Here is a 25,526-nt window from a genome sequence, read left to right as displayed (position 1 = left end):
GCGTATACGCGTGAGGCTGGTGAGGTAGTGGGGCAGGCGTCAAGAGGCAATCAGGCGATGATGCTCACGCGGCCTCCTGCATGACGCTCGAGGCGTCCGGCAAGTTCCAGTTCGAGCAATACCGTCTGGACGATCGCTGGCGCCAATTCGGACTGGCGGATGATCTCGTCGACGCTGACCGGCGCAGCGCCCAGCAGGCGCAGCACGATGCGCCTTTCGCCCTCTCCCGCATCGTAATCGACCGGAGGCCCGTCATAATCGCGCGCGCCCTGCGCCACGAAGCCCCCGCCGATCGGGCGCACGGCCTCGATCACATCGGCGGCCGACTGGATCAGCGTCGCACCGTCGCGGATCAGCAGGTTGCAGCCCTGCGCCCGAGGGTCGAGCGGCGATCCGGGCACCGCCATCACCTCGCGTCCGGCTTCGTTGGCGAGCCGCGCGGTGATGAGCGATCCCGAACGCGGCGCCGCCTCGACCACCACGGTCCCCAGCGCAAGCCCTGCGATGATGCGGTTGCGCGACGGGAAATGCCGCGCCAGTGGCTCGCGCCCCGGCGGCTGTTCGGCGATCAGCAGCCCGTCCTGTGCAATCTGCTCCTGCAACCGGGCATTTTCGGGCGGGAATGCGATGTCGATCCCGCTCGCAATCACGCCCGCAGTGCCTGTGCCGAGCGATCCGACATGCGCCGACGTATCGATGCCGCGCGCCAGTCCGGATACCACCAGCACGCCCTCCGCGCCCAGTGCCTGCGCGAGTTGGCGCGCGAAGCGGCAGGCCGCCGCCGACGCGTTGCGCGCGCCCACGATGGCGATCGCCGGGCGCTCGAGCAACGCAGTATTGCCGCGAACGATCAGCGCGGGCGGCGCATCCTCCAGTTCGTTCAGCAGTCGCGGATAGAGCCCCTGCCCGCGGAACAGATAGCGTGCGCCCAGCCTATCTACGGCGCAGATCTCCTCGGCGACGCGGGCGATGTCGGCGATGCGCGGGGCACGTCCTCCGCCGCGCGCGGCAAGCTGCGGGATGGCGTCGAGCGCAGCCTGTGCCGTGCCGAACCGCGCGATCAGCTGTGCATAGGTTACCGGGCCGATATTGGCCGAGCGGATGAGCCGCAGCCGTGCGAGCCTGTCTTCGTCCGACTGCGTCGCTGCGGCGCGTTCACTCACCCTTGCCGGGATCCTTGCTTCCACCGATCCTGGGTTCGGTCCCCGCGAGCAGCCGGCCGATATTCTCGCGGTGCTTCCACAGCACCATCAGCGTGAAGATCAGGAACAGCACGACCAGATCGAAGCGTCCTATCGCGGCGGCCGCGACGGGCAGCGCGATCGCCGCGCTCATGCCGCCAAGCGAGGATGTCCGTGTAATCACCAGCGCCCCGATCCAGACCGCGGCAAACAGGAGGCCGCACATCAGGTTGGACGCGAGCGCGATGCCAAACAAGGTGGCAACGCCCTTGCCGCCCCTGAACCTGAGCCAGACCGGATATAAATGTCCGAAGAAAACGCCGACCGCAGCGAGCGCGCCGCCACCGCCGATCAACGCTTCGCCCAGCAGCACGGCGACCGCGCCCTTGGCGGCGTCGAGCAGCAGCGTTGCCGCGGCCAGGCCCTTGCGCCCCGTCCGGAGCACATTGGTCGCGCCGATATTGCCCGATCCGATCGAACGCAGATCGCCTGCGCCCGTCATCCGCGTCAGGACAAGCCCGAACGGGATGCTCCCCAGCAGATAGCCCAAAATAAGTGCCGTTGCCGGCGCGATCCAGGGTGCCCCAATCACAGTCGCGTCCACCGCCTTCTTAGTCGAGGGCGGAACATAGTCGATTATCGCGTCCCCGCAACAATCCGCGTCAATGACCTGCTGCAGATTGCGCAACGGACGGACAATCGAGTAGCGCGCTATCTTCCACCGGTCCGCTCATCCTGAGGAGAGGCTGAGCCCGGCGAAGCCTCGTCTCGAAGGATCATGCGCGTTGCGTCCTTCGAGACGCCGTTTCGGCAAGCTCAACGGCTCCTCAGGATGAGCGGAGTTATCGGCCCGAAGGATGCCCAATGACCGACACCCGCCCGATCCTCTTCTTCGATTCCGGCGTCGGCGGGCTTTCGGTGCTCGCGCCGACACGCGCGCTGCTGCCACAGGCGCCCTTCGTCTATGTCGCGGACAATGCGGGCTTCCCCTATGGCACCAAGAGCGAGGCCGAGATCGCAGCGCGCGTGCCGGCGCTGCTCGGGCGGCTTGCCGAGCGCTACCATCCGCGCATCATCGTCATCGCGTGCAATACCGCGTCCACGATTGCGCTGGCGCATGTCCGCTCGGCGCTCGAACTGCCGATCGTCGGCACCGTTCCCGCGATCAAGCCTGCGGCGCTGGCCTCCAGGACGCGGGTCATCGGCGTCCTCGGCACCGACGCGACGGTACGCCAGCCCTATGTCGACAATCTCGCCGCCGAGTTTGCGCGCGACTGCCGCGTGCTGCGCCACGGCTCGGCCGAACTGGTCGAGGCGGCCGAGGCGAAGCTGCGCGGCGAGACGCCCGATCCCGCCATCTTCGCACGCGCCATCGCGGGGCTGACGAACCAGCCGGACGGCGACCGGCTCGACACCGTCGTTCTTGCCTGCACGCATTTCCCGCTCGTCGAGGACGAACTGGCAGCCGCCGCACCGCACCCCATTGCCTTCATCCACGGGGCACAGGGGATTGCGCGCCGGATCGCCTTTCTGACGCAGGGCCAGCAATGGCCGAGCACCCCCGGCGAGGGCATCGCGGTGTTCACGGGCGAAAATCGCGCGCTCGATGCGATGCGTCCGGCGCTTGCGAATTACGGACTATCACGTAGCGAAGCACTCTGATCGACCTGATAGCTGATCGTGATCGCAATAATCACACCTTGTTGCGAACCGTTCTCGCTGGCATTCGGGGTGCCGCGGGCGTAAAGGCTCCTCCAAAGAGCCAGAGGCAGACAAGGGTCTGAAGGGCAGAACATTGGATTATCAGCGCGTATTCAGCCAGGCGATCGATCGGCTCCATGCCGAGGGCCGCTACCGCGTCTTTATCGACATCCTGCGCAACAAGGGTGCATACCCGAATGCGCGCTGCTTCGCGGGGCATAACGGTCCCAAGCCGATCACGGTCTGGTGCTCCAACGACTATCTCGCCATGGGCCAGCACCCCAAGGTCATCGCCGCGATGGAAGAGGCGCTGCACGACGTCGGCGCGGGCTCGGGCGGCACGCGCAACATCGGCGGCAACACTCATTATCATATCGACCTCGAGAACGAGCTTGCCGACCTGCACGGCAAGGAGGGCGCGCTGCTCTTCACCTCGGGCTATGTCTCGAACGAGGCGACGCTCGCGACGCTCGGCAAGATCCTGCCCGGCTGCATCATCTTTTCCGACGAGCTCAACCACGCCTCGATGATCGCGGGCATCCGCAATTCGGGCTGCGAAAAGCGCGTCTTCCGCCACAACGACCTCGCGCATCTCGAGGAACTGCTCGCCGCCGAAGATCCCGAGACGCCCAAGCTGATCGCGTTCGAAAGCGTCTATTCGATGGATGCCGACATCGCGCCGATCGCTGAAATCTGCGATCTCGCCGACAAGTATAATGCGCTGACCTATCTCGATGAGGTCCATGCAGTGGGCATGTACGGTCCGCGCGGCGGCGGCATTTCGGAACGTGACGAAGTCGCGCACCGCGTGACGATCATCGAAGGCACGCTGGGCAAGGCGTTCGGCGTCATGGGCGGCTATATCGCCGCCGACAAGATGATCGTCGACGTGATCCGCTCCTACGCGCCGGGCTTCATCTTCACGACCTCGCTGTCGCCCGTGCTCGTCGCCGGCGTGCTCGCCGCGGTGCGTCACCTCAAGGCGTCGAGCGTCGAGCGCGAGGCCCAGCAGGCCGCCGCCGCGATGCTCAAGACGCTGTTCGCCGACGCTGGCCTGCCCGTCATGGCCTCGACCACGCACATCGTTCCGCTGATGGTCGGTGATCCGGTGAGGGCCAAGAAGGTCAGCGACATCCTGCTCGCCGAATATGGCGTCTATGTGCAGCCGATCAATTATCCCACGGTCCCGCGCGGCACCGAGCGCCTGCGCTTCACCCCCGGCCCCGCCCATAACGAAGCGATGATGCGCGAACTGACGCAGGCGCTCGTCGAGATCTGGGAACGGCTGGAGATGCGCAAGGCCGCCTGACGCGCGTGTCGCCAAACCGTTATCACGCCGCGGCAATCACGCTTCACTGGCTGCTCGCCGTCGCGCTGGCATTCCAGCTATCGCTGGGTTGGGCGCTGGAAGGCCCCAACAGCCCCGAGCTCTTCGCACGCTACCAGCTCCACAAGTCGGTGGGCGTCACCATATTGCTGCTGACGGTCATCCGGCTCGCGATCCGTTTCACCGTCCCCCGCCCCGCGCCGACCGAGGGGCCCTTCTGGGCACGCGCGCTTGCGAGCACGGTCCATGCCGGTTTCTACCTGGTGATGATCGCGGCGCCATTGGCCGGCTGGCTGATCGTATCGACCGCAAAGATCCAGGTGCCGACGCTGCTCTACGGCGTCGTTCCGTTGCCCCACCTTCCCGTCGGGCGCGCCTGGCACGAACCCGCCGAAGGCATCCACGAGGCCCTGGCCTGGCTCGCCGTCGCCCTGTTCGTGCTGCATGTGGCGGGAGCGCTGCGCCACCAGTGGCTGCTCGGCAAGCCCGAACTGCAGCGCATGATCCCCCTTGCGCGCGGTCGCGCGATCCCCGCTGCGATCGCGGCGCTTCTGCTCATCGTTGCGGGGCTGATCGCTGGCAAGCTGGCATTCCCCAATCGCGCGCAGGCAGAGCCGACAGCGCCCGCCGCAGTCATGACACCCGCGCGCACCGCGGCGCCTGCTCCGGTCACCGAGATCGTCCCGGCGGCCGTCGAAAACGCGCAGCAAGCCATCCCGGTCGAAGAGACGCAGCCGATCGCCGACTGGACGGTCCGCCCCGGTGGCCGCCTCGGCTTCACCGCCAGCTGGAACGGCGAGGCGATCAACGGCCGTTTCGACCGCTGGCGCGCAGCGATCCGTTTCAGCCCCGACGCGCTCGGGGATTCGCGCATCCGCGTCACCGTCGATCTGGCATCAGCCAATACCGAGGACAGCCAGCGCGACGATTCGCTCAAAAGCAGCGACTTCTTCGACACCGCATCGCACCCGACCGCGACATTCACCGCGCGCGACATCCGCGACCTCGAAGGCGACCGCTACGAGGCGCGCGGCACGCTCGAGCTGCGTGGCGTGAGCAAGCCCGCAACGCTCCGCTTCACGCTGCGTATCGATGGAGACAAGGCGCGCGTCTCGGGCACCAGCCGCATCGACCGCACCGATTTCGGCGTCGGACAGGGCGAATGGGCCGCGACCGACGCGATCGCCGCGGGGGTCGATATCGCCTTTTCCTTCACCGCGACGCGGCCCGCCTCATAACCGCCGGAACCGCGCGCATGGCCCGGCGTTGCTAGCGGCAGGAGGTGGTTCATGCTGAATATCCTGCCCTCGCCCGATCATGTCGGCGCCTATGCCATCTCGGGCACGCTCACCAAGGAGGACTTCGACCGGCTGGTCGCTGACGTCGACGCCAGGTTGAAGGCGCACGATCACGTCGCGATGATGGTCGATCTCACGGGATTCGAAGACATCACCTTCAAGGCCGCACTCGAGGATCTGCGCTATGGCTTCGGCCATATCCGCGACTGGACCCGCTTCAGGCGCGAGGCGGTCGTCACCGACAGGCAGTGGATCCGGACCATGATGCACGGCGCGGACATTGTCCTGCCCTTCATCGAAATCAAGGCATTCGAACCCGGGGAGCGGCAGGCGGCGATCGACTGGGCCGCCGATATCAGGCAGCCCGCGCGGGCTTCCTGAGCACAGCGCTCCACGCATAGCCGCGCCACAAGGGCACGAAATCGACAACAAGTCCGCGCGCCTCGGCGATATCGACGAGCACCTGCTTCAAATCAGCGCGCGGGGTCACGTCGAAGCGCGCGAGCCACGCGAAAAGCAGCGCCCGGAAGATGCGCGGCAGGCGCTCCTGCTGACCGAAATCGACGATGTGCAACGCGCCCTTGTCGGCCAGCGCATCGCAGGAGGCGGCAATCGTCGCCTGCCAGCCCGGGATCATCGACAGCGTGTAGGACAGGAATATCCGGTCGAAGCTTGCCCGTCCGAACAATCCCTGCGCATCGAACGCGGTTGCATCGCCCTGGGTAAGAGCGATCCGCCCCGCCAGTCCCCTGCGCGCCACCGACGCTCCCGCAGTCTCGAGCATCGCGGATGAAATGTCGAACCCGAAGCATTGCGCGTGCGGCCAGCTGCGCGCCGCGGCGATCAGGTTGCGCCCCGTCCCGCAGCCGATCTCGAGCACCGTCCCGCCGACCGGCACGTTGAGCCCCGCGATCAGCCGGTCGCGCCCCAGCAGGTAATATTTGCGCGTCAGGTCATAGATATGGCGCTGATGCCGATAGATCGCATCCATATGCCCCGCGCCACCCGACTCCAGCGCGGCGCTCACGGCCTGAGCACGTAAAGATGCACCCCGCCATAGATCGAGGAACGGTCGCGACGCGTATAGTCGGCGGACTTATCGGCCTCGTAATGCCAGCGTGCGAGCAGTTCGTTCGGGATGCGGCCCGGCAGCAGGCTGGGCGCGGCCGCGGTGCGGAAGACGACGCGCGCGCCCGGCTTCGCGGTACGCGTTATCTCGGCCCAGAGATGCGTCAGTTGCGCGTCGCTCATCCAGTCCTGCGCGTCGAGCAGCACATAGCGGTCGAGGCTGGCCGCAGTCTTCTGCGCCAGAAACTCGACGAAATTGGCGTGCCGGACATCGACCCGCCCGATCCGCGCGACGACGGCGTCATAATTGCCGCGCTGCAGATAGGGCGGCACGGGCGCATCCGGGCCCTTGCCATAGCCGCGGCCAAATGCCTGCCAGGCGAAGTAATTGTTCCGGATGTCGAAATCACACGCCAGCTTCTCGAGCCGCTGGCGCAGCACCGACGCCATGCCCTGCGGATCATCGCCCGCCAGCGCGTCATATTGCGCGGGCGGGATGCCGAGCCCGAAAAGCGATGCGGGCTGGTCGGTCAGCCAGCGCACGAACTTCTTGTCGAACACCGGCGCGAATTTCGCGTCGAAGATCGCGCGCTGTTCCTCGATGCTTCCGGCGTCGAGCAGTTCGCGCGGATCGAGGCGATAGAGCTTCGCGACAAGGTGCGCGGTCCCGATGAAATTGCCGAGCAGTCCGCGCTTGTAGATTCCCCTGGCGAACCCCGTGATCCGCCGCCGGCCCGTCAGGTCGCGCCCTTCCCAGTAACGCCGCGAAACATCGTCAAGGTGCGCACGCACATGCGCGTGATAAGCCTCGATATTGTCGTCGCGATCGGCCTCGCCGAAAAACCGGTAAAAGGCGTCGTGACCGGGCAGATGCTCCGCCGCGGTGAGCTTGAGCTTGTTGAGCGCGATATGCGCGGTGTTGAGGTCGACCGCGGTGATCGCCGCGGGATCGGCGGTCAGATAGGAAAGCACGTTGCAGCCGCCGCTCGCGATCGTCACGACATGGCAATCGGGGGTGATCGCCAGCGCCTCGAGGTCGACCACGGGATCTTCCCAGATCTGCGCATAGACCAGCCGCTGAAAAGCGAGCGCGAAGGCGCGGTCGAGCAGCCCCTGCTTGCTCAGCTTCACATCGCGCAACACGGCCTGGCGCACGCGATCCCCCCGCGAATGTTTCGAACCCGTGCTGATTGCGGCTGCGCCCATGATGCCCTCCCGATCCGCGAGCGCCCGATGCGCCGCCGGCAGAGCAGCCCCTATGGGCACGCGGTGACCGGGCGATGACAGATCGGCGTCGCTTCGAAGACGCCTTGGCCCGCTAACTACAAATGCGGCGATTGTCGGGATGGATGGTGGCGAACGCCAGAACAGCCGTCGCACAACGCCGGCATTGCGGACGATGACACCCCCTTCTCGTCACCCCGGGCTTGACCCGGGGTCCCGCTTTTGCGCGAGCGTCTGGCAAGTCGCTCATAGAGGCCTTGCCGGTCGGGATTGCCGCGGTCGATCAACGCGAACTTCCATTCGCGCGCTGCTTGCCGATCTGATTTCGGATCAAAATAGCCGAGAAAGCGGGACCCCGGGTCAAGCCCGGGGTGACGAGGTTGCGCAACGACCGCTTCCCCCGACTCTTCGGTCATTCGGCGTGCCGGGCAAGCCTGCCGAAACCGGACATGGCAGCTATCCGCCACTTTTCGCAAAAAGCTGCCGGTCCGGACACGCCGACATTGCGGACATTGGGCCGCGGTGGCACGTGGTCCAGAAAATTTGACCGTCTGAGGGAAGAGCATGACTGACGATACGGGGGCTCTAATGTCTGCGCTTGATAGCAGGGCTGGATGTGGGTGCTCCACGGAACCGAACGGCGTTCGCCTCATCTGCCGTCAACCATGGCGGGGCGAATTTGCGTACCTCCATGTCATTCACCCGGGATTGAAATGTGCGGAGCTGACAGAACTCGCCCAAATATTTGGCGCCGAACTGCCACCCTTGCTCCGGGACTTTTACACCAAAATGAACGGGCTGCAGCTGTTCGAAGCGCTGTTGAACGTGAATGGTTTGGTTGAGGACTTCAGCCGCATTCCGGGGAAATTTCAGCCGTTCTGCCCCATGATACGCGCGAGCACCTTCCCGGGCTTGCATCCAAGCTGGCATCGACTTGGTTACTTCCCCATCGGGACTTGGGTTGGTTACAGCCGCAAAGCAATCATAGCCTGTAACAAGCACGACGATATTGTCGTCTTCGATGAGGAGACTGGGAGGCAGCTCCGGCAGTACCCAAACATCGTCACAGCACTCCGAATGCTTGCGGCCGAAATGGACCTTTTGTGGCAATCTGACGGTAAGCTGGGGGTGCCAGAGCAATCTCTCGACGCTGCTTTTGTCGTGCATGGTTCCGCTTAGTCCGCTTTCCCGACTTTTCAGACGTCAGGGCGGCGCATGACGCTGATAAAAGCGGCCGTTAACCCGGACATTCCGGTCACGGTCATCCATATCGCCGGCGCACCGCGGTCGCTTGCCGCATCGCACTTCAGGCCGCGATTTCCTTGAGCGGCACGGTGGCATCTGCGAGCTGCGCCTTGTCGGGCGACAGCCGCTCGGTCACGAGCTTGCGCCCCTGGACATAGTCCCTGGTCGCGTTGACGCAGTCGAGCGCGATCACGCGGCCCTTTTTCAGATAGATGACCGAGAAGGACCGCGCCGCGGGATCGCCGCGCAGCACGACATCGTCATGGCCCGTGGCGAGCCCGACGGTCTGGAGCCGCAAATCATACTGGTTGGACCAGAACCAGGGCACCGCATGATAGGGCTGCGGATCGCCCAGGATCGCTTTGGCAACGGTGTTCGCCTGGTCATTGGCGTTCTGGACCGATTCCAGCCGGATGCGATCGCCATCGCAAAAATCGTTCACATGCGCGGCGCAGTCGCCAATCGCATAGATGTCGGGCAGCGTGGTCTGGCAGAAGGGATCGACGTCAACGCCGTTGCCGCCCGCGGCGCCCGCCGCGATCAACGGGCCAACCGCGGGAATGATGCCGATCCCGACGATCACCATCTGGGCGGGGATCACCTCGCCATCATCCATGCGCACGCCCGAAACCGCGCCGCCGTCGCCGACAAAAGCCGCCATGCACGCGTCGAGGCGCACATCGACGCCGTGGGCGCGGTGCTCGGCCTCATAGAAACGCGACAGCGGTTCGCCCGCCACGCGCGCGAGCACGCGCGGCAGCGCCTCGAGGACGGTCACCTTCTTGCCGAACTTGGCGAGCACCGCCGCGGCCTCCAGCCCGATATAGCCACCGCCCACGACCACGACGTCGGTCGTGCTGTCGAGCGCGGCCATCATCGCATCGGCATCGGCCTTGGTGCGGACGACATGGATGCCCTTCAGCCCGGCGCCCTCGCAGCCAAGCATGCGCGGCGTGCCACCCGTCGCCCAGACGAGTTTCCCATAACCGATCGCCTCGCCCCCAGCGATGGCGACGGTCTTCGCCTTGGGATCAACCTCGGACACGCGCCTGCCCGTGAGCATGTCGACCTTGCGATCGCTCCAGAAGCTGGCGGGGCGGATCAGGATGCGCTCAAAGGCCTTTTCACCCGCCAGATAATCCTTGGACAGCGGCGGGCGCTCATAGGGAATTTCGGGCTCGTCGCCGACGACCGCGATGGTCCCTTCAAAGCCGTGCTGGCGCAATGCCACCGCCACCTGCGCACCGCCATGGCCGGCACCCACGATCAGCACATCATAGCAAGTCATCGAACCCCAATCCCCTCTTCGCAATTTCCGGTGCGTCTAGCGGCTGACGCCGTGAAAATCGAACGCCAAAGCGTCCGCTCGCGCAAGATGCGATCGCAGAGATCGCCGCCGCGTTGGCGCACCCGCCATTCGGCGGGTATTCGCGCCCGAGCTCCCGACCGATCAGTCGCGACAAAAACCCTCGGAAGGCTGGATCATCAGGCAGTCCTTCTTGCCCGCCAGATATTTCAGCCCGGTCTCCTCGCCGGTCGCCTTGCGCAAGGTCTGCTCCTTGCCGCCGCGCGTGAAGTGGATTGCGCTGCCGTCCGACGTCCCCTCATAGCTCCTGGTGCCGTCGAGCAGTGTCACGTTGAGCGTGTAGGTGCCCGGCACTTCGGCCCTGGCAATATCGAGCGCCAGGCCCTCGACGCCGACCCATTTGCCGACCCAGCCATCGGTCACGCTGACATCGGGGGCGTCGGCGGTTTCGATCAGATTGGCGTCGACAGGCTCCTCATTCGCGGGAACCTCCTCGACATTGGCGAGCGCGTTTTCGCCCTCTCCCCCCGCCGCGGCATTGTCTGCGGTCTTGCTGCCGCATCCCGAAAGCAGCAGCGCGGCTGCGGCGAAGGTAAGCAGGTGGCGCATCGTCCTCATCCTCGTCCTGTCGATCCATATATCACCGAGGATATAGCCCGATCCCGGCACTTACTGTCCATGGCTTATTGTCGCCGCATATTGGGTGGCGTTTCGGGGCAAGCTCGCCTAGAGAGCCCGCATCCGACTCTCTCGAGAATTCCAAGCAGGAGCGCAGCCCATGCGTATCGCCATCGCTTCCGATCATGCCGCCATCGAATTGAAGGCGGTGCTGGCCGAATGGGCACGCGAACAGGGGCATGAGGTGACCGATCTCGGACCCCACGCCATCGAGAGCGTCGACTATCCCGATTATGGCTACAAGCTCGCGCACGCGATTGCCGAGGGAGAGGCCGATCGCGGCATCGTGCTCTGCGGATCGGGCATCGGCATCTCGATCGCGGTCAACCGCCACCCCGCCGCGCGCTGCGCGCTCGTCTCGGACCACCTTTCCGCGCGGCTCGCACGCGAGCATAATGACGCGAACGTCATCGCGATGGGCGCGCGGCTGATCGGCGTCGATATCGCCAAGGATTGCCTGGCGGTGTTCCTCACCACCGAATTCGGCGGCGACCGTCATGTCCGCCGCGTCGAGAAACTCTCCCATCCCCGCTTCGAGAAGGAGTCCGCATGAGCACCAATCCCGCCAAACTGAGCGACGTCCAGCCCACCGGCTTCTTCACGCGCAACCTTCAGGATGCCGATCCTGCGGTGTTCGCGGGCGTGACGCACGAGCTTGAGCGCGAGCAGCACCAGATCGAGCTGATCGCGTCGGAAAACATCGTCTCGCGCGCGGTGCTCGAGGCGCAGGGTTCGGTCTTCACCAACAAATACGCCGAGGGCTATCCCGGCAAGCGCTATTATCAGGGCTGTGCACCTTCGGACGAGGTCGAGACGCTCGCGATCGAGCGCGCCAGGAAGATGTTCAACTGCGGCTTCGCCAACGTCCAGCCGCACTCGGGCGCGCAGGCGAACGGCGCGGTGATGCTCGCGCTCACCAAGCCCGGCGACACGATCATGGGTCTCTCGCTCGATGCTGGCGGCCACCTGACCCACGGCGCGCGTCCCGCGCTCTCGGGCAAATGGTACAACGCCGTCCAGTACGGCGTGCGCGAAGAGGATCACCTGATCGACTTCGACCAGGTCGAGAAGCTGGCGAAGGAACACAAGCCCACGCTCATCATCGCGGGCGGCTCGGCCTATCCGCGCCACATCGACTTCGCGCGCTTCCGCGCCATTGCCGATGAAGTCGGCGCGATCTTCATGGTCGACATGGCGCATTTCGCGGGGCTCGTCGCGGGTGGCGTCCACCCCACCCCCTTCGGTCACGCGCATGTCGTCACCACCACGACGCACAAGACGCTGCGCGGTCCGCGCGGCGGCATGATCATGACCGATGACGAGGCCATCGCGAAGAAGATCAACTCGGCGGTCTTCCCCGGCCTTCAGGGCGGCCCGCTGATGCACGTCATCGCCGCCAAGGCGGTCGCGTTCGGCGAGGCGCTCCAGCCCGAGTTCAAGAGCTACGCCAAGGCCGTGGTCGAGAACGCCAAGACGCTCGCCGCGACGCTCAAGGAGCGCGGCGCCGATCTCGTTTCGGGCGGCACCGACACGCACCTCGCGCTCGTCGACCTGCGCCCGCTCGGCGTCACGGGCAAGGACGCCGACGAGGCGCTTGAGCGTTCGGCGATCACCTGCAACAAGAACGGCATCCCGTTCGATCCGCTGCCGCCGACCAAGACCAGCGGCATCCGCGTGGGCTCGCCGGCCGGCACGACGCGCGGCTTCGGCGCCGCCGAGTTCCGCGAGATCGGCAACATGATCGCGGACGTGCTCGACGGGCTGAAGGCCAAGGGCGAGCATGGCGACCCCGCGGTCGAGGCCGATGTGAAGGCCCGCGTCCGCGCGCTGTGCGATCGCTTCCCGATCTATCCGGGGGCCTGATCCTTGAAGTGCCCGTTCTGCGGCCATGAAGACAGCCAGGTGAAGGACAGCCGCCCCACCGAAGACGGGGCGGCGATCCGCCGGCGGCGCCAGTGCGAGGGCTGCGGCGCGCGCTTCACGACCTTCGAGCGTATCCAGCTGCGCGAGCTGACCGTGGTCAAGAGCGAGGGCGGCCGCGAACCATTCGACCGCGAAAAGCTCGAACGCTCGATCGCGATCGCCTGTCGCAAGCGCGCGATCGACCAGACCCGCATCGACAAGCTTGTCTCCGCGATCCAGCGCCAGATCGAGACGAGCGGCGAGAGCGAGGTCACCGCCACCCAGCTTGGCGGCATGGTGATGGATGGCCTGAAGGCGCTCGACAGCGTCGCCTATATCCGCTTCGCCAGCGTCTACAAGGACTTCACCGAAGCCAAGGATTTCGAGGATTTCGCAGGGTCGGTGAAGGAAATGGGGGACAAGTGACCTTGTGCTGCCGCCTCACCTGGCCGCTCATCCTGAGGAGGGACTGAGCATGGCGAAGGCCCGTCTCGAAGGACCGCAGCCAGAGGGCATGCAGTGAGCTTCTTCACCTATATGCTTCGCTGCGCTGATGGCAGCTACTATGTCGGCCATACCGACAACCTCGAAGCGCGCGTTGGGCAGCACCAGCACGGCGAGATTGAAGGCTACACGCAATCACGCCGCCCGATCGAACTGATATGGTCCGATAGCTTCCCCGATCGCGATCAGGCCTTCGCGGTCGAGCAGCGGCTCAAGGGTTGGTCGCGCGCCAAGAAGGAAGCATTGATCCGTGGCGACTGGGATGCAGTGCGTGCGCTTTCCCGGCGCGGCGCGATCCTTCGAGACGAGACTTCGCCAGGCTCAGCCTCTCCTCAGGATGAGCGGAATCAAGGAAACAACGCGATATCCGCTCACGCTGGGGAGGGACTGAGCGAAGGCGAAGGCCTGTCTCGAAGCGCCCCCGCCATCGTCCTCGTCCGTCCGCAGCTTGGCGAGAATATCGGCAAGGCCGCGCGCGCGATGCTCAATTTCGGGCTGACCGAGATGCGCCTCGTCGCGCCGCGCGACGGCTGGCCCAACCCCTCGGCAGGACCCGCCGCCTCGGGCGCGGACATCGTGCTCGAGCGCGCGCAGGTCTTCGAGAGCGTCGCCGACGCCGTGGCCGACTGCCAGCACATCTACGCTACCACCGTCCGCAAGCGCGGCGTCACCAAGCCCGTGGTCACCCCCGAGGTCGCCGCGCAGGAGATGCGCGCGGCGCGCGGCAGGTCCGCGATCCTTTTCGGCCCCGAGCGCTCGGGCCTCGAGACCGACGATGTCGCGGTCGCGCGCAAGATCCTGACCGTGCCGATCAACCCCGAATTCGGCTCGCTCAATCTCGCCCAGGCGGTGATCCTCGTCGCCTATGAATGGTCGAAGGGCGAAGCCCTCGCCTCGCCGCCCTCGGTCGAGATCGACCCGCCCGCGCCGCAGGACGAACTCGACGGAATGATCGGCCAGCTCGACGCGATGCTGGACAAGGCGGGCTATTTCTTCCCGCCCGATCGCGCGCCCTCGACGCGGCGCACGCTGCGGACGCTGCTCACCAAGCCCGGCTGGAACAGCATGGAGGTGCGGACACTGCGCGGCGTGCTCTCCAGCCTCGCCAATCCGCGTCAGCGCTGATCGAAGGCGTCCAGTTCATAGGCGATCGACGCCTCGACGAGCACTTCCCACAATTCGCCGGCGATGTCCGCCGGAAAGCCGTTGGCCACCGCATTGGCGCGCGCATTGGCGATCACCTCCGCCTTGCGCGCCTCGTCGCGCACCATGTTCCGCTCGGGCTTGATCCGCGCCGCGGCCTCCATGAAGCGGAAGCGCTCGCCCAGAAGTCTCGACAATTCACGGTCGACGGAATCGACGCCGGCGCGGACCTCTGTCATCGTCCCGCACATCTCGGCTGCTTTGCGTTCTTCGATCATGGCGGCGATCTAGCCGCGCAAAACCGCTCCGTCGAGCACACAATATCGCCATGTACATTTGTGCGAAATTATGGTTTTTCGCCGTAGCTTAAGTTCCCATGGAAAGACATTCACCATGCGTATGTTCGTTGCTTTCGTCGCGTCCGCCCTCGTCATGACCCCCGCCTTCGCATCTTCCGATGAAGCCAAAGAGCCAAAGGCTGAAAAGGTCTGCCGCGCCAACAAGCTGGCAACCGGCACGCGGCTGGCGAAAAAGAAGATCTGCAAGACCGCCGAGGAATGGGCAGCCGAAGACCAGCGCAACGACAATAATCTGCGCGACGTGCAGCGCATGACGCGCTGATCGGCGCGGTTCGCCGCCGCATCACTTGACTTTCATGCCAGCGCGCGTATTAGCGCGCCCTTCGCAATTGGCCCCGCACCCCGGTGAAGCGGCGGCCCTGCCTCGATCTTCGATCATCAGCAGAGCGGTACCGGGACTAACCCCGTCCTTTGCGGACGGACCACGTTGTAGCAATTGAAGGAACTGACATGTCGAAGCGCAACAGCGCCAAGTACAAGCTCGATCGCCGCATGGGCGAGAACATCTGGGGTCGCCCGAAGAGCCCCGTCAACCGCCGCGAATACGGCCCCGGCCAGCACGGCCAGCGCCGCAAGGGCAAGATGTCGGACTTCGGTATCCAGCTCCGCGCGAAGCAGAAGCTCAAGGGCTATTACGGCGAAGTCACCGAGAAGCAGTTCAAGAAGGCCTATTTCGAAGCCGCCCGTATGAAGGGCGACACCGGCCAGAACCTGATCGGCCTGCTCGAGCGTCGCCTCGACGCGCTCGTCTACCGCGCCAAGTTCGCGCCGACGATCTTCTCGGCACGCCAGCTCGTCTCGCACGGCCACATCTATGTGAACGGCGTGAAGTGCAACATCGCGTCGCGTCTGGTGAAGCCGGGCGACGAGATCACGCTGGGCAAGAAGGCGCAGGAAATGGCGCTCGTCATGGAAGCGCAGAGCCTCGCCGAGCGTGACATCCCCGACTATGTCGCGGTCGATGGCGCGGCCAAGGTCACCTTCACCCGCGTGCCTTCGCTCGACGAAGTGCCCTATCCGGTGAAGATGGAACCCAATCTGGTCGTCGAGTTCTACTCGCGCTGATCGGCTTTCCAGCCAAAGAACAAGAAAGGGCGGCCCCTCGGGACCGCCCTTTTCTTTTGTCTCACATCCCCATGGCGGCGCGCAGGAACGCGTCGGACTTGCTCAGCATTTCCGTGCGCGCCTTTGAATCGCGAAGATCGTGATCCAGCCGCGGATATACGATCAGCTCCGCGCGCTTGCCGGCATCCTTCAACCTGTCCGCCATCAGCTGTGATTGCTCGAGCTTGACGTTCGCATCGAGGTCGCCGTGGAACATCAGCACCGGCGCCTTGATTTGCGCCGCGTTCTGCGCCGGCGATCCCTCGCGCACATGCGGCCCCGTGCCGATGAACGCCTGCACTGCGGGACCATTGGTGAAGTTGCGCGCGCTTTGCTTGAGCTGCTGCAGGTCTGTGACAGGCGCGATCGCCAGGATCGCCTTGAAAAGATCGGGCGCGACCACATTCGATTGCAATGCGGCATAGCCGCCATAGGACCAGCCCACGATCGCCATTTTGGCGGGATCCGCCACGCCCGACGAGATCAGCCAGCGCGCGCTGTCGTTGATGTCTCCGATCGCGGTGCGCCAGGATTGAAAGCCGTTCTTTTCGAACCACGCATCGCCATAGCCCGCCGAACCCCGGAAATTGGGCTGCAACACGGCAAAGCCGCGATTGGCGTAGAATTGCGCAAGCCAGTCGAAACCCCATTCGTCGCGCGCGCTCGGTCCTCCATGCGGCATGACGATCGCCGGGAGACCCCGTCCGTTACTCCCCGGCGGCAGCGTGAGATAGCCGGGCACCACGGTGCCGTCCGCGGCCGGAAAGCTGATCGGCTTCACCGTCGCCAGCTTCACGCCCTCGAGTTGCGGGCGTTGCAGCAGGACTTCCTCCAGCTTCTTGGTGTTCTTGTCGAAAACGAAGTAGCGCCCGGGATCGGTATCACTTCCCGCCCATAGCAGGATGCGGCTCTCATCAAGGCTCGCGTCGAGGAAGTGGATCAGCGGCAGGCCCGGCAGCGCCTTGGAAAGCGAAGCGGAGAGCGCCTTGAGCGCGGGGTCGAAATAGGCCGCCTCGCGCTTCTCGGTCACATAGGTCGCTCCCACGACGCGTCCCTGTCGGCCGAAACGGATCAACCCGTCGACATCGACCTGCGGGTGCTCGAAAACCAGCCTGTCCCCGAACGAGCCGTCGAGCGAGACCGCATAGACCGCGCGCTTGCCGCCCACCTTGCGAAAACCGTAGACGACGTCCTTGTCGCGATCGACTGCCAGCGGGTTGAAGCCAGCCTCGGTCAGCGTGTCGTACGTGTCGAGCCGCTCGAGCTTCTTTTCGCCCTTGCGCCGGTAATAATAGATCAGTTGCGACGACTCATAGCCCGTCGCCCCTTTGCGCTGACCCACGCCCTGGATCCGCACGTCGCCGTGCCCGTCCGATATATATTCCACGACATCGGCGTTGCTGTCGGCGACGAGCTCGCGCTTGCCCGTCCTCGTGTCCACCCTGGCCACGACATAGCCACGGGGCTCCAGTTGACCGATCAGGACGACGCCATCCTCTCCGGGCAGCCAATCCACGACATTGCCCCCGAACAGCGTGGGCCGGTTATAATAGCGGTCAAGGCTGCGGTCGCTCACGAGCTTCAGGTTCGTGCCATCGGCATCCACCGCAACCAGCCGCGAAAGCGTGGTGGGCTCATCATCCAGCGATGTGGCGATCTGCGTGGTGATGAGCAACTGGCACAGGAGGCGCTGGTTCGAAACCCAGCGGCAATCGGACAGGCGCTTGGGAAGGCCATCAGCCATCAGCGCACGGTGCGGCTTTTCTCCAGAGCCAATCGAAACCGTGTAAAGATCGGTCCCGCGTTCGCCCACTGCGCTGATAAAGGCAAGCTTCGTCCCGTCAGGCGAAAGGGTCACATAATCCACGTTCGGGCGCACGCCGAACAGCGCTGCCGCCTCGGAGGCAGGCTGGGCCATGGCAAAGGGCGCCCCGTCGAGAGCCGCAACAATCGCGATCACAAATCGGTGCATTCCGGCTCCAGGCATCGGGGTTCCTCTTGTGTATCTGGAGTTGGCTGAACGGGCGGCCGGCAACGACCGCCCCTTTTTCGTTTGGAGCACGTTGCGCAAAATCGGCACCACCTTCCGCTCCTCCTGAGGAGGGACCGAGCGAAGGCGAAACGGCTCCTCAGGATGAGCGGGTCTGATTTTACGCATGCGGCTCTAGTTGATGCCCAGCGATGCCCGAAGGAATGCGTCGGACTTGCCCAGCATCTCGGTGCGGACCTTCGAATCGGCCAGCGAATGTTCGAGCTTGGGGTAGACGACCAGTTCGTGCTTCTTGCCCGCAGCGGTCAGTCTGTCGGCCATCAGCCGCGATTCCGCGACGTCCACATTGGCATCAAGATCGCCGTGGAACATCAGCACGGGCGCCTTGATCTTCCCGGCATTCTGCGCGGGTGATCCTTCCTTCACATGCGGGCCATTGCCGATGGAGGCATCGACCAGCTTGAAGTTGGTGTACTGGCGCGCTTCCTGCCGCAACCTTTCCAGATCGGTTACCGGCGCGATCGCGACGATCGCCTTGAACAGATCGGGATCGAGCACCGCAGACTGGAGCGAGGCATAGCCGCCATAGGACCAGCCGACGATCGCCAGCTTCCCGGGATCGGCAATTCCCTCGGACACCAGCCAGCGTCCGCCGTCATTCACGTCGCCGATCGCGGTGCGCCATGACTGGAATCCGTTCTTCTGAAACCACTGGTCGCCATAGCCGGACGATCCCCGGAAATTGGGCTGCAGAACCGCATAGCCGCGATTGGCGTAATATTGCGCCAGCCAGTCGAACCCCCATTCATCGCGCGCCGAAGGCCCGCCATGCGGCATCACGATCGTGGGCAGGTTCTTACCGGTGCTACCGGCAGGCAGCGTCAGATAGCCGGGGATCATCGTGCCGTCCGCCGCCTTGTAGTTCACCGGCTTCACCGTCGCCAGCTTCACACTCTCCAGTTGCGGGCGCGCCAACAGCACTTCGTTCAGGCTCTTGGCCTTCTTGTCGAAGACATAATAGCGCCCAGGATCGGTGTCGCTTCCCGCCCAGAGCAGCAACCGGCTCTCATCAAGGCTTGAATCGATGAAGCTTACCAGCGGCAGCCCCGGCAATGCCTTTGAAAGCGCGGCCCCCAGAGACTTCAGTGCGGGGTCGAAGAAAACGGTCTGCCGCTTGTCGGTGGCGAAGGTGACCCCGACGACGCGGTGTTGCCGGCCGATGCGCACGAGACCGTCGACATCCACTTCGGGATGCGCATAGACCAGTTCCTCTCGCATCGTCCCGTCGAGCGCGACACGGAAGACCGCCCTGCGACCATCCTTGTCGCGAAAGCCGTAAACGGCATCCAGGTTGCGATCGACCGCGACGGGATTGAAGCCCTCGCCCGTCGAGATGTCGCGCTTGCCGAATTCGCGCCAGTTGTCGCTGTCCTTGGTGCGATAGAAATATTTGAGCGTCGCCTTCAAATAACCAGTGGAGTCGTTCTTCGGCAGGCTGCTCATGATACGAATGCGGCCATGGCCATCCGAAATATAGTCAGCCGCATCATCCTTGGGCGGTTCGACGCGTTTGCTCGCCAAACTCATCGTGTCGACACGCTCCACGCCCAGACCGGCCTCCTTCTGCGCAAGATGGGTACCGGTCGAATATTCGGGAACAAACTCGCGCGTGCGCAGAATCGCGCCATCTTCGTCCGGCAGCCAGTCGAGAACCTCCCCGCCATCCTGGTTCAGGCCCAACGCGCGCGATCCGGTGCGTGCACTCACGAGCTTAAGGTTCTTGCCATCTGCATCGACGCCGATCAGCCGCGAAAAGCCGATCTTCAGCCCGGCCTGATCGGTCATGCTCGTCACGCTGCATACAAGCCGTGTATTCGACACCCAGCCGCAGCCACGCAGACGTTCGGGATCACCGTCCGAATACGCCGCGCGAACGGGTGCGGCCTCGGCCGCGACCTCGGCTGTGTAGAGGATCGATCCGCGCGCCTGATCCGGCGCTATGAACGCAACGCGGCGGCCATCGGGAGACAGGCTGATATCTTCGACATGCTCGCGCACGCCGAACAGCGCGGCGGCATCATTGGCCTGCGCCTGCGCGACAGGTACGAGCATGGTGGCCGCAAACAGCGCGGCAACGAAACGATGCATTCTATTCCCCCCAATTTCAATACATTGGCGATGCTGCCGCGAACATTGGTCGCGTGCAATAGTGAATTGGTCGGCGCGGCGTTGCGCGCGCCACGCCGCGCTGCCATGAAGCGCGCAACCAAAGCGTTTCCGAGGACATCGCCGATGCGTTCGATACTGTTGCTTGCCGCCGCCCCGCTCGCCCTTGCTGCCGTCAGCGCACAGGCCCAGTCGGGCGCCATTTCGCTCGACACCCTGAAATCCGTCACAGAGACGCTTTCGTCCGACGCCTTTGAAGGCCGTGCGCCGACGACGCCCGCCGAGGACAAGACCGTCGCGCTGATCGCCGAACGCTTCGCAAAGGCCGGCCTCAAGCCCGGCAATAACGGGAGCTGGTATCAGGACGTACCGCTGGTCGAGATCACCAACAGCAATGTCTCGCCACTCAGCTTCACCGGCGGCAAGACGCCGCTCGCCTTCGATCTGCACAAGGACATGGTGATCGGCACCTACCGCGTCGTCCCCAATATCGCGATCAGCAACAGCGACGTCGTCTTCGTCGGCTATGGCGTCAACGCGCCCGAGCGCGGCTGGAACGACTATGCGGGCGTCGATGTGAAGGGCAAGACCGTCATCATCCTCATCAACGATCCCGACTGGCAGAAGCCCGATGTCGGCGGCACCTTCAACGGCCGCGCCATGACCTATTATGGCCGCTGGACCTACAAATACGAGGAAGCCGCGCGTCAGGGCGCCGCCGCCGCGATCATCGTCCATGACACCGAACCGGCCGCTTATGGCTGGAAGACCGTGGATTCGAGCTGGACCGGCCCGCAGCTTGGCGCCGACGACGTCAACAACCACATGGACCAGAGCCAGGCCGTGGGCTGGATCCAGAAGCCCGCGGCTGAGGCGCTCTTCACGTCTGCGGGCAAGGATTTCGCGGCGCTCGCCGCCGCCGCGAAGCAACCCGGCTTCAAGGCGGTGCCGCTGGGCGTCAAGGCATCGGTCAGCTTCGACAACGCGATCAAGCGCAGCAAATCGAAGAACGTCATCGGCATCCTGCCCGGCAAGGCTCGCCCCGACGAAACCTTCCTCTACACCGCGCACTGGGATCATCTCGGCCGCTGCATGCCCGACGAAACGGGCGACGACATCTGCAACGGCGCGCTCGACAACGCCACGGGCACCGCAGGGCTGATCGCGATGGCCGAGGCGCACGTCAAGGCGGGCGCAGCCGACCGCTCGCTGATCTTCCTCGCGGTCACCGCCGAGGAATCGGGGCTGCTCGGCTCCAAATATTATGCCGAAAATCCCGTCTATCCGCTCGCCAGGACCGTCAGCGGCGTCAACATGGACGGGCTCAACATCCTCGGTCCGACGAAGGACGTCACCGCGGTCGGCTGGGGCAAGTCCGGGCTCGACCCGATCCTCGAAAAGGCGGTGAAGGCGCAGGGGCGCTATATCTCGCCCGAATCCACGCCCGAAAAGGGCTTTTACTACCGTTCGGACCATTTCAGCCTCGCCAAGCTCGGCGTGCCGATGTTCAACGCGGGCAGCGGCGACGATCTCGTCGCGGGCGGCAAGGCGCAGGGCATGAAGATCGCCGCCGAGTACACCGACCAGCATTATCACCAGGCATCGGATGAATATGACCCCAACTGGAACTGGGACGGCGCGGTGCAGGATCTCCAGCTCTATTACGCGCTGGGCCGCGAGGTCGCCAATTCGAGCGTCTGGCCCAACTGGAACAAGGGCGACGAATTCCGCGCCACCCGCGACAAGAGCCTCGCCGACGCGGGGAAATAGGGCTCCCATTCTCCGCTCATCCTGAGTAGGGATCGAGCGCAGCCGAGAGCCCGTATCGAAGGACGCACCAAGCCGCTCCTTCGATACGGTGGACAGGCCGCCATGCCCCCGGCATGGCTGCGGATTGCCGGGGGCAATTCGCACCTGTTCACTTCGGCAGGCTCAACGGCTACTCAGGACGAGCGGTGAATTTCAATGACACTTAAAATGCCCCCCGAATGGGCGCCGCACGAGCGCGTCTGGATCGGTTTTCCCAGCCATGAGGTCGAATGGCCCGGCGTGCTCGATGCCGCGCGCGCCGAGGTGGCGGCCTTCGCCAATGCCGTCCATGCCGGTGGCGCGGGCGAAGACGTCTGTCTGGTCGCCGCCGATGCCGTCTCGGCAGAAGCCGCGCGCGCGCTCGCAGCCCCCGGCGTGATCGTCGAGGAACACCGTTTCGGCGACATCTGGCTGCGCGACACCGGCCCGATCATCGTCGGCACCGGCTCAGCCCGTGAAGCACGCGACTTCGGCTTCAACGGCTGGGGCGGCAAATATGAAATGCCCGGCGACGAGGATATCGGCGCGCGCCTCGCCGCGACGATCGGCCTCAAGGCCACGCGCTGCGACTGGATCTTCGAGGGCGGCGCGATCGACGCCGACGGCACGGGCCTCGTCGTCACCACCGAGCAATGCGTACTCAACGCCAACCGCAATCCCGATCTGTCCCGCGACCAGATCGAGGCGCGATTGAAGGCCGATCTTGGCTTCGATCGCATCCTCTGGCTCGGCGATGGACTGCTCAACGACCATACCGACGGCCATGTCGACAATCTCGCGCGCTTCGTCGGCGAGAACCGCCTCGCGCTTCCGATGCCCGAGGGCGAAGACGATCCCAATGCCGCCATCTATGCCGATGCAAAGGCGCGCGCAGAAGCGATGGGGGTCGAGGTCGTCGCCCTCCCCTCGCCCGGCCGTGTCGTCCGTGGCGGCGAGGTGATCCCGGCGAGCTACATGAACTTCTATATCGGCAACGCCACGGTGGTCGTGCCCGTCTATGGCGCGCCCAATGACGATGCCGCGGTCGCCGCGATCCAGGCGCTGTTTCCCGGTCGCAAGGCCGTGGGTTTGCGCGCCGACCATATCCTTGTCGGGGGCGGCAGCTTCCACTGCATCAGCCAGCAGCTGCCTTACTGATCCGCCGAACGAGGCCCCGGCACCGACCGGGGCCTCGTCCATATGGATCAGGCCCGGAGTCAGGCCAGGTCGAACCGGTCGAGGTTCATCACCTTGGTCCATGCCGCGGCAAAGGCATCGACAAAGGCGCCGCCCGCATCGTCGGTCGCATAGGCTTCGGCAAGCGCGCGCAGCTGCGAGTTCGCACCGAAGATCAGGTCGACCCGGCTGCCCGCCCATTTCTGGTCGCCGCTCTTGCGGTCGCGGCCCACGAACACGCCGTCATTGGCCGCCGACGCCTCCCACTTCAGCGTCGTGCTCGTCTTGAGCAGGTTGACGAGGAAGTCGTTGGTCAGCGTCTCCGGACGGTTGGTGAAGACGCCGAGGTCCGACCCGCCATAATTCGCCCCGAGCACGCGCAGGCCAGCGACGAGCACCGTCATTTCCGGCGCGGTCAACGTCAGCAGATGCGCGCGATTGACCAGCAGTTCCTCGGCCGAATAGACCGAATCCTCGCCCACATAGTTGCGGAACCCGTCGATCCGGGGCTCGAGCGGCGCGAACGACTCCGCATCGGTCTGCTCCTGCGAGGCATCGGTGCGGCCCGGCGTGAACGGGATCGTCACGTCATGCCCTGCCTTCTTCGCCGCCGCCTCGATCGCGGCGCCGCCGCCCAGCACGATCAGGTCGGCAAGCGACACCCTCTTGCCCCCCGTCTGCGCGTCGTTGAACGCCTTCTGGATATCCTCCAGCTTCGACAGCGCGACCGCAAGCTGTCCGGGTTCGTTGACCGCCCAGTTCCTTTGCGGCTCCAGCCGGATGCGCGCCCCATTGGCACCGCCGCGCTTGTCCGAGCCGCGGAAGGTCGAGGCCGACGCCCAGGCCGTCGCCACCAGCCGTGAGATCGACAGGCCAGAATCCAGGATCTTCGCCTTGAGCGCGGCGATGTCCGCCGCGTCGATCAGCGGGTGGCCGACGACGGGCACCGGATCCTGCCAGATCCGCGGCTCCGCGGGCACCTCGGGTCCGAGCAGCCGCGTATGCGGCCCCATGTCGCGGTGCGTCAGCTTGTACCACGCCTCGGCAAAGGCATGCGCGAACTCGTCCGGGTTTTCGTAGAAGCGCCGCGAAATCGGCGCATAGATCGGATCCATCCGCAGCGAGAGGTCGGTCGTCAGCATCGACGGCTTGTGCCGCTTCCCCGCGTCGAACGCATCGGGGATCGTCGCCTCGGCATCCGTGGCGACCCATTGATGCGCGCCCGCCGGACTCTTCGTCAGCTCATATTCGTGCTCGAACAGGTTGGTGAAGAAGTGGTTGCTCCACTGCGTCGGGGTCTGGGTCCAGATGACCTCGAGCCCGCTCGTGATGGTGTCGCCCGCATTGCCCGTGCCATAGCTGTTGGCCCAGCCCAGCGCCTGCTGCTCGATGCCAGCGCCCTCGGGTTCGGGGCCGACATATTCGCCCGGATCGGCGGCCCCGTGCGTCTTGCCGAAGGTGTGGCCGCCCGCGATCAGCGCCACGGTCTCCTCGTCGTTCATCGCCATGCGCGCAAAGGTCTCGCGGATGTCGATCGCGGCCTTCAATGGATCGGGATTGCCGTTCGGCCCCTCGGGATTGACGTAGATCAGCCCCATCTGGACCGCCGCCAGCGGATGCGCGAGGTCGCGCTCGCCGCTATAGCGCTCGTCGCCAAGCCATTCGCGCTCGGGGCCCCAGCTGATATCCCTTTCGGGCTCCCAGACGTCTTCGCGGCCGCCCGAAAAGCCGGCGGTCCTGAAACCCATCGACTCGAGCGCGACGTTGCCGGCGAGCACCAGCAGATCGGCCCAGGAAAGCTTGCGGCCATATTTCTGCTTGATCGGCCAGAGCAGCATGCGCGCCTTGTCGAGATTGGCATTGTCGGGCCAGCTGTTGAGCGGCGCAAAGCGCTGCGTGCCCGCGCCCGCGCCGCCGCGACCGTCGCCGATGCGATAGGTGCCCGCCGCGTGCCACGCCATCCGGATGAAGAGACCGCCATAATGACCGAAATCGGCGGGCCACCATTCCTGCGAGTCGGTCATCAGCGCGGTGAGATCGTCCTTCACCGCCTTCAGGTCGAGCGTCTTGAATTCCTCGGCATAGTTGAAGTCCGCGCTCATCGGATCGCCCGCGGGCGGATTCTGGTGCAGGACCGACAGATCCAGCTGGTTCGGCCACCACAGCCGGTTGGTCATTTCGAAGAGAACGGCGGCGCCGTCCACCTTTCCGCCGCCCATCGGGCATTGCGCTTCGACGTTCATGGCATCTCCGATCCTGTTATTTTGTGCAGTTGAAGCATACGAAGATTGCGCCGCGATGACCGAGCTGTCTAATCGCTTTGTTTGCTCAGTGTGATCGACATTTGGCTCGGAATCACGGTGGCG

At 65.0% G+C, this 25,526-nt stretch carries 23 protein-coding genes; 12 read left to right on the top strand and 11 right to left on the bottom strand.

Annotated features, from left to right (window positions below; all coding sequences use genetic code 11):
• Positions 1 to 50: 50 nt before the first annotated feature.
• Both dprA and plsY read right to left on the bottom strand, forming a co-directional pair.
• On the bottom strand, positions 51 to 1,163 hold the full coding sequence (gene dprA / locus MKI88_RS08495) for a DNA-processing protein DprA (protein ID WP_241630785.1): 1,113 nt from the start codon (positions 1,161 to 1,163) through the stop codon (positions 51 to 53).
• Complete coding sequence (gene plsY / locus MKI88_RS08490) at positions 1,156 to 1,770, bottom strand: glycerol-3-phosphate 1-O-acyltransferase PlsY (RefSeq protein WP_241630858.1); 615 nt, start codon at positions 1,768 to 1,770, stop codon at positions 1,156 to 1,158. The genes dprA and plsY overlap by 8 nt, the downstream gene beginning before the upstream one ends.
• Before the next feature lie 275 nt (positions 1,771 to 2,045).
• On the opposite strand from plsY, the gene murI reads away from it, so the two are divergent.
• The 4 genes from murI (at position 2,046) to MKI88_RS08470 (ending at position 5,888) form a co-directional block, all read left to right on the top strand.
• Positions 2,046 to 2,843 carry a glutamate racemase gene (gene murI, locus MKI88_RS08485; protein WP_241630783.1) on the top strand — a complete coding sequence of 266 codons (798 nt, stop codon included), beginning with the start codon at positions 2,046 to 2,048 and terminating at the stop codon, positions 2,841 to 2,843.
• A gap of 133 nt (positions 2,844 to 2,976) precedes the next feature.
• A complete protein-coding gene (hemA, locus tag MKI88_RS08480) occupies positions 2,977 to 4,191 on the top strand; it encodes a 5-aminolevulinate synthase (RefSeq protein WP_241630781.1) in 1,215 nt (404 codons plus the stop codon).
• A gap of 5 nt (positions 4,192 to 4,196) precedes the next feature.
• On the top strand, positions 4,197 to 5,447 hold the full coding sequence (locus MKI88_RS08475; protein ID WP_241630779.1) for a YceI family protein: 1,251 nt from the start codon (positions 4,197 to 4,199) through the stop codon (positions 5,445 to 5,447).
• 51 nt (positions 5,448 to 5,498) lie between these two features.
• Entirely contained in the window at positions 5,499 to 5,888 is a 390-nt protein-coding gene (locus MKI88_RS08470) for an STAS/SEC14 domain-containing protein (RefSeq protein WP_241630777.1), read from the top strand.
• Here MKI88_RS08470 and MKI88_RS08465 read toward each other — a convergent pair.
• From MKI88_RS08465 to MKI88_RS08445, 5 genes are all read right to left on the bottom strand, one after another.
• Complete coding sequence (locus MKI88_RS08465; protein ID WP_241630856.1) at positions 5,863 to 6,498, bottom strand: class I SAM-dependent methyltransferase; 636 nt, start codon at positions 6,496 to 6,498, stop codon at positions 5,863 to 5,865. The two genes, MKI88_RS08470 and MKI88_RS08465, sit on opposite strands and share 26 nt — an antisense overlap.
• A gap of 32 nt (positions 6,499 to 6,530) precedes the next feature.
• Positions 6,531 to 7,781: a DUF3419 family protein gene (locus tag MKI88_RS08460; RefSeq protein ID WP_241630773.1), complete on the bottom strand. Its 1,251-nt coding sequence runs from the start codon at positions 7,779 to 7,781 to the stop codon at positions 6,531 to 6,533.
• A gap of 603 nt (positions 7,782 to 8,384) precedes the next feature.
• Positions 8,385 to 8,966, bottom strand: coding sequence for a hypothetical protein (locus MKI88_RS08455; RefSeq protein ID WP_241630770.1), 582 nt, complete (start codon positions 8,964 to 8,966; stop codon positions 8,385 to 8,387).
• A gap of 139 nt (positions 8,967 to 9,105) precedes the next feature.
• Positions 9,106 to 10,332 carry an NAD(P)/FAD-dependent oxidoreductase gene (locus MKI88_RS08450; RefSeq protein ID WP_241630768.1) on the bottom strand — a complete coding sequence of 409 codons (1,227 nt, stop codon included), beginning with the start codon at positions 10,330 to 10,332 and terminating at the stop codon, positions 9,106 to 9,108.
• A 162-nt stretch (positions 10,333 to 10,494) separates the two neighbouring features.
• On the bottom strand, positions 10,495 to 10,959 hold the full coding sequence (locus MKI88_RS08445; protein WP_241630766.1) for a hypothetical protein: 465 nt from the start codon (positions 10,957 to 10,959) through the stop codon (positions 10,495 to 10,497).
• Between the two features lie 169 nt (positions 10,960 to 11,128).
• Between MKI88_RS08445 and rpiB the strand changes: the two genes are divergently transcribed.
• The 4 genes from rpiB to MKI88_RS08425 all read left to right on the top strand — a co-directional run bounded on the left by rpiB (position 11,129) and on the right by MKI88_RS08425 (position 14,559).
• Positions 11,129 to 11,581 (top strand): ribose 5-phosphate isomerase B, encoded by a 453-nt coding sequence (rpiB, locus tag MKI88_RS08440; protein WP_241630763.1) that lies wholly within the window; start codon positions 11,129 to 11,131, stop codon positions 11,579 to 11,581.
• Positions 11,578 to 12,891, top strand: a complete 1,314-nt coding sequence (gene glyA, locus MKI88_RS08435) for a serine hydroxymethyltransferase (protein ID WP_241630762.1) — start codon at positions 11,578 to 11,580, stop codon at positions 12,889 to 12,891. Before rpiB ends, glyA begins: the two co-directional genes overlap by 4 nt.
• A gap of 3 nt (positions 12,892 to 12,894) precedes the next feature.
• Positions 12,895 to 13,356, top strand: a complete 462-nt coding sequence (gene nrdR, locus MKI88_RS08430) for a transcriptional regulator NrdR (protein ID WP_241630760.1) — start codon at positions 12,895 to 12,897, stop codon at positions 13,354 to 13,356.
• Positions 13,357 to 13,449: 93 nt separating this feature from the next.
• The gene (locus tag MKI88_RS08425; RefSeq protein WP_241630758.1) at positions 13,450 to 14,559 is read left to right on the top strand and encodes a TrmH family RNA methyltransferase; all 1,110 of its coding nucleotides are present in this window, start codon (positions 13,450 to 13,452) and stop codon (positions 14,557 to 14,559) included.
• Here the strand turns inward: MKI88_RS08425 and MKI88_RS08420 are convergent.
• Positions 14,550 to 14,855 (bottom strand): chorismate mutase, encoded by a 306-nt coding sequence (locus tag MKI88_RS08420; protein WP_241630755.1) that lies wholly within the window; start codon positions 14,853 to 14,855, stop codon positions 14,550 to 14,552. The genes MKI88_RS08425 and MKI88_RS08420 overlap by 10 nt on opposite strands.
• A gap of 115 nt (positions 14,856 to 14,970) precedes the next feature.
• On the opposite strand from MKI88_RS08420, the gene MKI88_RS08415 reads away from it, so the two are divergent.
• Both MKI88_RS08415 and rpsD read left to right on the top strand, forming a co-directional pair.
• Positions 14,971 to 15,198 (top strand): hypothetical protein, encoded by a 228-nt coding sequence (locus MKI88_RS08415; RefSeq protein WP_241630752.1) that lies wholly within the window; start codon positions 14,971 to 14,973, stop codon positions 15,196 to 15,198.
• 188 nt (positions 15,199 to 15,386) lie between these two features.
• The gene (gene rpsD / locus MKI88_RS08410; protein WP_119762472.1) at positions 15,387 to 16,001 is read left to right on the top strand and encodes a 30S ribosomal protein S4; all 615 of its coding nucleotides are present in this window, start codon (positions 15,387 to 15,389) and stop codon (positions 15,999 to 16,001) included.
• Positions 16,002 to 16,062: 61 nt separating this feature from the next.
• Here the strand turns inward: rpsD and MKI88_RS08405 are convergent, their stop codons facing one another.
• Positions 16,063 to 18,012, bottom strand: coding sequence for a S9 family peptidase (locus tag MKI88_RS08405; RefSeq protein WP_241630749.1), 1,950 nt, complete (start codon positions 18,010 to 18,012; stop codon positions 16,063 to 16,065).
• A 192-nt stretch (positions 18,013 to 18,204) separates the two neighbouring features.
• Positions 18,205 to 20,178 carry a S9 family peptidase gene (locus MKI88_RS08400; RefSeq protein ID WP_241630746.1) on the bottom strand — a complete coding sequence of 658 codons (1,974 nt, stop codon included), beginning with the start codon at positions 20,176 to 20,178 and terminating at the stop codon, positions 18,205 to 18,207.
• Between the two features lie 144 nt (positions 20,179 to 20,322).
• On the opposite strand from MKI88_RS08400, the gene MKI88_RS08395 reads away from it, so the two are divergent.
• Positions 20,323 to 21,966 carry a M28 family metallopeptidase gene (locus MKI88_RS08395; protein WP_241630743.1) on the top strand — a complete coding sequence of 548 codons (1,644 nt, stop codon included), beginning with the start codon at positions 20,323 to 20,325 and terminating at the stop codon, positions 21,964 to 21,966.
• A 195-nt stretch (positions 21,967 to 22,161) separates the two neighbouring features.
• On the top strand, positions 22,162 to 23,142 hold the full coding sequence (locus MKI88_RS08390) for an agmatine deiminase family protein (protein WP_241630741.1): 981 nt from the start codon (positions 22,162 to 22,164) through the stop codon (positions 23,140 to 23,142).
• A 59-nt stretch (positions 23,143 to 23,201) separates the two neighbouring features.
• Here MKI88_RS08390 and katG read toward each other — a convergent pair whose 3' ends face one another.
• The gene (gene katG / locus MKI88_RS08385; protein WP_241630738.1) at positions 23,202 to 25,403 is read right to left on the bottom strand and encodes a catalase/peroxidase HPI; all 2,202 of its coding nucleotides are present in this window, start codon (positions 25,401 to 25,403) and stop codon (positions 23,202 to 23,204) included.
• Positions 25,404 to 25,526 lie beyond the last annotated feature (123 nt).

Source organism: Sphingomonas sp. LaA6.9, assembly GCF_022601895.1.
Classification (GTDB): domain Bacteria; phylum Pseudomonadota; class Alphaproteobacteria; order Sphingomonadales; family Sphingomonadaceae; genus Sphingobium_A.
Note: the sequence above shows the minus strand (reverse complement) of the source record. Positions and strands in the feature narration are given on the sequence as shown.

Excerpts from the sequence above, each read along its gene's own strand:
- murI (WP_241630783.1), top strand. The coding sequence starts at position 2,046 with ATGACCGACACCCGCCCGATCCTCTTCTTCGATTCCGGCGTCGGCGGG.
- MKI88_RS08470 (WP_241630777.1), top strand. The coding sequence starts at position 5,499 with ATGCTGAATATCCTGCCCTCGCCCGATCATGTCGGCGCCTATGCCATC.
- MKI88_RS08465 (WP_241630856.1), bottom strand. The coding sequence starts at position 6,498 with ATGGATGCGATCTATCGGCATCAGCGCCATATCTATGACCTGACGCGC.
- MKI88_RS08460 (WP_241630773.1), bottom strand. The coding sequence starts at position 7,781 with ATGGGCGCAGCCGCAATCAGCACGGGTTCGAAACATTCGCGGGGGGAT.
- MKI88_RS08455 (WP_241630770.1), bottom strand. The coding sequence starts at position 8,966 with ATGCACGACAAAAGCAGCGTCGAGAGATTGCTCTGGCACCCCCAGCTT.
- MKI88_RS08450 (WP_241630768.1), bottom strand. The coding sequence starts at position 10,332 with ATGACTTGCTATGATGTGCTGATCGTGGGTGCCGGCCATGGCGGTGCG.
- MKI88_RS08445 (WP_241630766.1), bottom strand. The coding sequence starts at position 10,959 with ATGCGCCACCTGCTTACCTTCGCCGCAGCCGCGCTGCTGCTTTCGGGA.
- rpiB (WP_241630763.1), top strand. The coding sequence starts at position 11,129 with ATGCGTATCGCCATCGCTTCCGATCATGCCGCCATCGAATTGAAGGCG.
- glyA (WP_241630762.1), top strand. The coding sequence starts at position 11,578 with ATGAGCACCAATCCCGCCAAACTGAGCGACGTCCAGCCCACCGGCTTC.
- MKI88_RS08420 (WP_241630755.1), bottom strand. The coding sequence starts at position 14,855 with ATGATCGAAGAACGCAAAGCAGCCGAGATGTGCGGGACGATGACAGAG.
- MKI88_RS08415 (WP_241630752.1), top strand. The coding sequence starts at position 14,971 with ATGCGTATGTTCGTTGCTTTCGTCGCGTCCGCCCTCGTCATGACCCCC.
- rpsD (WP_119762472.1), top strand. The coding sequence starts at position 15,387 with ATGTCGAAGCGCAACAGCGCCAAGTACAAGCTCGATCGCCGCATGGGC.
- MKI88_RS08405 (WP_241630749.1), bottom strand. The coding sequence starts at position 18,012 with ATGCACCGATTTGTGATCGCGATTGTTGCGGCTCTCGACGGGGCGCCC.
- MKI88_RS08400 (WP_241630746.1), bottom strand. The coding sequence starts at position 20,178 with ATGCATCGTTTCGTTGCCGCGCTGTTTGCGGCCACCATGCTCGTACCT.
- MKI88_RS08395 (WP_241630743.1), top strand. The coding sequence starts at position 20,323 with ATGCGTTCGATACTGTTGCTTGCCGCCGCCCCGCTCGCCCTTGCTGCC.
- MKI88_RS08390 (WP_241630741.1), top strand. The coding sequence starts at position 22,162 with ATGACACTTAAAATGCCCCCCGAATGGGCGCCGCACGAGCGCGTCTGG.
- katG (WP_241630738.1), bottom strand. The coding sequence starts at position 25,403 with ATGAACGTCGAAGCGCAATGCCCGATGGGCGGCGGAAAGGTGGACGGC.